This window comes from Streptomyces sp. NPDC060002, assembly GCF_042737245.1.
GTDB lineage: Bacteria > Actinomycetota > Actinomycetes > Streptomycetales > Streptomycetaceae > Streptomyces.
Genome location: NZ_JBHWUW010000120.1, coordinates 1 through 3604 on the forward strand (window position 1 = coordinate 1; position 3604 = coordinate 3604).

Here is a 3604-nt window from a genome sequence, read left to right on the forward strand (position 1 = left end):
CTTTCCTCCGGGCGCTTCCCTTCGGTCTTGCGTTTCCGACTCTATCAGATCTTTTCTCGACCCGATTTCCTCGGTGCTTTCCAGGTTCCCGCTTTTGTTTCGCGGTTTCCTTTCCGGCGGTTCCGACTTTATCAGAAGTTGCGGGCCGGTCTGACCGGCCATTCATTTCCGACTTATCGGGGGTGCCTCTGCGGAATCATGGATTCAAGAGGCTGACAGATTCTAACCACTGCCGACCGGACGCTGTCCAGTTCCAGGCAACTGTTCGAATCTACCTCCCCACGCACTCCGTGTCAACGGCTTTTGTGGGGCGAAGAGGAGACTAGCAGCCCAGCGGGGCCGTCCGCACATCAGGCGGCCGTCGGCACCTCGGCGCTCCGCTCGGCTGCCTCGACGTCGCCCGTTTCCCCGGCCCGGGCGGCTCTGCCGCCGAGGACGTAGACGTACGTGAGGAAGGCCAGTTCGGCTGTGATGCCGATGGTGATGCGGGCCCATGTCGGTAGGCCCGACGGGGTGACGAAGCCTTCGATGGCGCCGGAGACGAAGAGGACCAGTGCGAGGCCGATCGCCATGCCGACCGCGGCTCGGCCCTCTTCTGCGAGGGCGGTACGCCGGGTGCGCGGGCCCGGGTCGATGACTGTCCAGCCCAGCCTGAGCCCGGTGCCGGCCGCGACGAAGACCGCGGTCAGCTCGAGCAGGCCATGCGGGAGGACGAGGCCGAGGAAGGTGTCGAGTCGGCCCGCCGAGTACATGAGGCCGGCCCCGATGCCGAGGTTGAGCATGTTCTGGAAGAGGATCCAGAGGACCGGCAGGCCGAGGAAGACCCCGAGGACCAGGCACATGGCGGCGGCCTGGGCGTTGTTCGTCCAGACCTGGGCGGCGAACGCCGCGGCCTGGTGGCTCGAGTAGTACGTCTCGTAGAGGCCGCCGGGTCGGGTGAGCTCGCGCAGTTCGTCGGGGGCCGCTATGGAGGACTGGACTTCCGGGTGGGTACCGATCCACCAGCCCAGAAGGACGGCGACGGCGGTGGAGAGGAGTGCCGTGGGCACCCACCAGTGGCGCGACCTGTAGACCGCGGCGGGAAAGCCCTGCGTGAGGAAGCGCGTCGCGTCGCGCCATGAGGCGCGGCGGGTCCCTGTCACCGCGCTACGCGCGCGTGCCACGAGTTGGGTGAGCCGACCGGTGAGCTGTGGGTCGGGGGCGCTGGACTGGATCAGGGACAGGTGGGTGGCGGTGCGCTGGTAGAGGGTGACGAGTTCGTCGGTCTCGGCGCCGGTGAGACCGCGCTGACGACGCAGGAGCGTGTCGAGACGGTCCCATTCGGCTCGGTGGGCGGAGACGAAGACGTCGAGGTCCATCGGTGTGCCTGCTCCTCGGCTGTTCGTCGGCGGCCGGTGATGGATGTCAGCTTGTCTTACTGCGGCGCGATGTGCCCTCAGCTTGGCAGACTGGCCGTTCTCGGGGTGGGCCAGGGAAGGGACGACGAGCGTGAGTGAGTTGGTGACGGGCGAGGCTGTGGCGTTGGAGCTGCGGCCTGCCAGGCTGCCCAGCCGGGCGTTGGCCATGCTGCTGGACCTCACCGTGGCCTTCGTGGTCTACGTCGTCGTGAGCATCGCTCTGGTGGCGGCGACGGCATCCCTGGACGAGGCGGCGCAGATCGCGTTGTCGATCGCCACGTTTCTGCTGGTGCTGGTCGGCGGGCCGATCGCGGTGGAGACGCTCAGTCATGGGCGGTCGCTCGGGAAGATGGCGTGCGGGTTGCGGGTGGTGCGGGACGACGGTGGGCCGATCCGGTTCCGGCACGCGCTGGTGCGGGGTGCGCTCGGTGTGGTGGAGATTCTGCTGACGATCGGAGTGGTGGCCTGCATCGCCTCGCTCGTGTCCGCGCGGGGGCGACGGCTCGGGGACGTCTTCGCCGGGACGCTGGTGGTGCGGGAACGTGTGCCCGTGGCGCGGTCCGGTTTCGTGTCGCCGCCTCCGCCTTGGCTGGCGGGCCGGTTCCAGGCGCTTGATCTTTCGTCGGTGCCGGACGGGCTGTGGCTGGCGGTCCGCCAGTACCTGGGGCGGATGAACCAGCTGGATCCGCAGGTGGGCTGGGCGATGGCGGAGCGGCTGGCCGGAGATCTCGCCGCGCGTACGGGGACGCCGGTGCCGCAAGGGGTGCCGGCGGCCGCGTATCTGGCGGCGGTGGTGCAGGAGCGGCAGGTCCGGGAGGCGCGCCGGGCCTTCGGGAACGGTCCGGTGGTGGGGTGGCCCGGGGGTGAGGGTGGGGTCCGCGCTGTGGGTGGTGCGCCAGGGACCTACGGCCCGCCGACGCCGTACGGCCCGCCGACGCCGTACGGCCCGCCGGCGTCATACGGACCACCCACGCCGTACGGGCCACCCACGCCGTACGCGTCGCCCATGCCGTACGCGTCGCCGATGTCGTACGCGTCGCCGATGTCGTACGCACCGTCGTACGGGCCGCCGGTGGCGTACGGGCCTGGTGCGGTGCAGTCGGCGGGTTCGAGTGCTGGGGTTCCGTCGGCGGACGGGGGGCGGCCCGCGGTGCCGGTGGAGGAGTCGCCTGTCGATCCGTCCCAGGGACCGGCCACTGGGTTCGTGCCGCCGGCGTAGCGCCGTCCGGGGCGGCTTCAGTCGAAGGTCGACGGAGGTGTCTCGAGGTCTTCCAGTTCGATGCCGGGGGCTGCGAGGACGACGTCCCCGGCGATGTGCACCGCGTGCTGTTCTCCGGTGTCCAGGGCTGTGACCTGGTATTCGTCCACGGTCAGGGGGCCGTTGTCAGTGGCGTGTGCTTCTCTTCTCAGCAAGGCCCAGGACTGGTCCACGGTGCGCGGGGCGAGGACCGGATCGGTGAAGGCCACGAGGCGTACTCGGGTTGCCGAGGAAGACGGGGACGAGGAGGGGGTGAGGCGTAGGAGCCGGCTGGTGGCGATGAGGAACGCGGGGGATGTGCCGGTGAAGGCGTGGGCGGGGACATTGCCTTCTGTGGCCTGAGTGCCGGTGGGGTCGGTGCGGACCCAGGTGACGCCGTCGAGGGCAGCGCCGCGTACCTGCCAGCTGCTCGCGTGGAGTTCGAGGCGGAGGGGGCGGCCGAGGTCGTCGAGGGTGAGGTCGACGGAGCCGGTGTGTTGGCCGGTGGGGCTGGTCAGTTGAGAGACGTAGCGCCAGCCGGAGGGGCCGGGGGCGCACTGGAAGTGCTCGTGGGCGAGGGGGGTGTGATCGTGCGGATCGTGGAGCGAATATCGGCCGCGGGGCATGGGGGTCCTGGGGTGTGACGGGCTGGTCAGGTCCGTCTCGACGGGTCGGCCAGGCGGGCTGACGGCCGGTCCGGCCGTGGGCCGAAGGGGCAGGCCCCCGGCACGGGGGTGCGGGGGCCTGCCTCGGAGGACCTACCTGGTGCTGGGGAGCGCGTCAGTGCACGGACGCGCTTTCAGCGGGTGGAGCTGCGGACTCAGTAGCGGTAGTGGTCCGGCTTGTAGGGACCCTCGACCTCTACACCGATGTACGCGGCCTGCTCGGGGCGCAGCCGGGTGAGTTTGACGCCGAGTGCGTCGAGGTGGAGGCGGGCGACCTTCTCGTCGAGGTGCTTGGGCAGCACGTA

Annotated in this window: 4 protein-coding genes; 1 reads left to right on the forward strand and 3 read right to left on the reverse strand. The window is 70.0% G+C overall.

What is annotated here, in order from left to right:
- Positions 1-350: 350 nt before the first annotated feature.
- The gene (locus tag ACFWBD_RS41365) at positions 351-1358 is read right to left on the reverse strand and encodes a stage II sporulation protein M (protein ID WP_385679359.1); all 1008 of its coding nucleotides are present in this window, start codon (positions 1356-1358) and stop codon (positions 351-353) included.
- A 130-nt stretch (positions 1359-1488) separates the two neighbouring features.
- Here ACFWBD_RS41365 and ACFWBD_RS41370 point away from each other — a divergent pair, with 130 nt between their 5' ends.
- Positions 1489-2616, forward strand: a complete 1128-nt coding sequence (locus tag ACFWBD_RS41370; RefSeq protein ID WP_385679362.1) for an RDD family protein — start codon at positions 1489-1491, stop codon at positions 2614-2616.
- Positions 2617-2633: 17 nt separating this feature from the next.
- Here ACFWBD_RS41370 and ACFWBD_RS41375 read toward each other — a convergent pair whose 3' ends face one another.
- The gene (locus tag ACFWBD_RS41375) at positions 2634-3260 is read right to left on the reverse strand and encodes a hypothetical protein (RefSeq protein ID WP_385679365.1); all 627 of its coding nucleotides are present in this window, start codon (positions 3258-3260) and stop codon (positions 2634-2636) included.
- A gap of 194 nt (positions 3261-3454) precedes the next feature.
- Positions 3455-3604 (reverse strand): adenosylhomocysteinase (locus ACFWBD_RS41380; protein WP_385679368.1); only part of this gene is annotated, 150 nt, incomplete at its 5' end.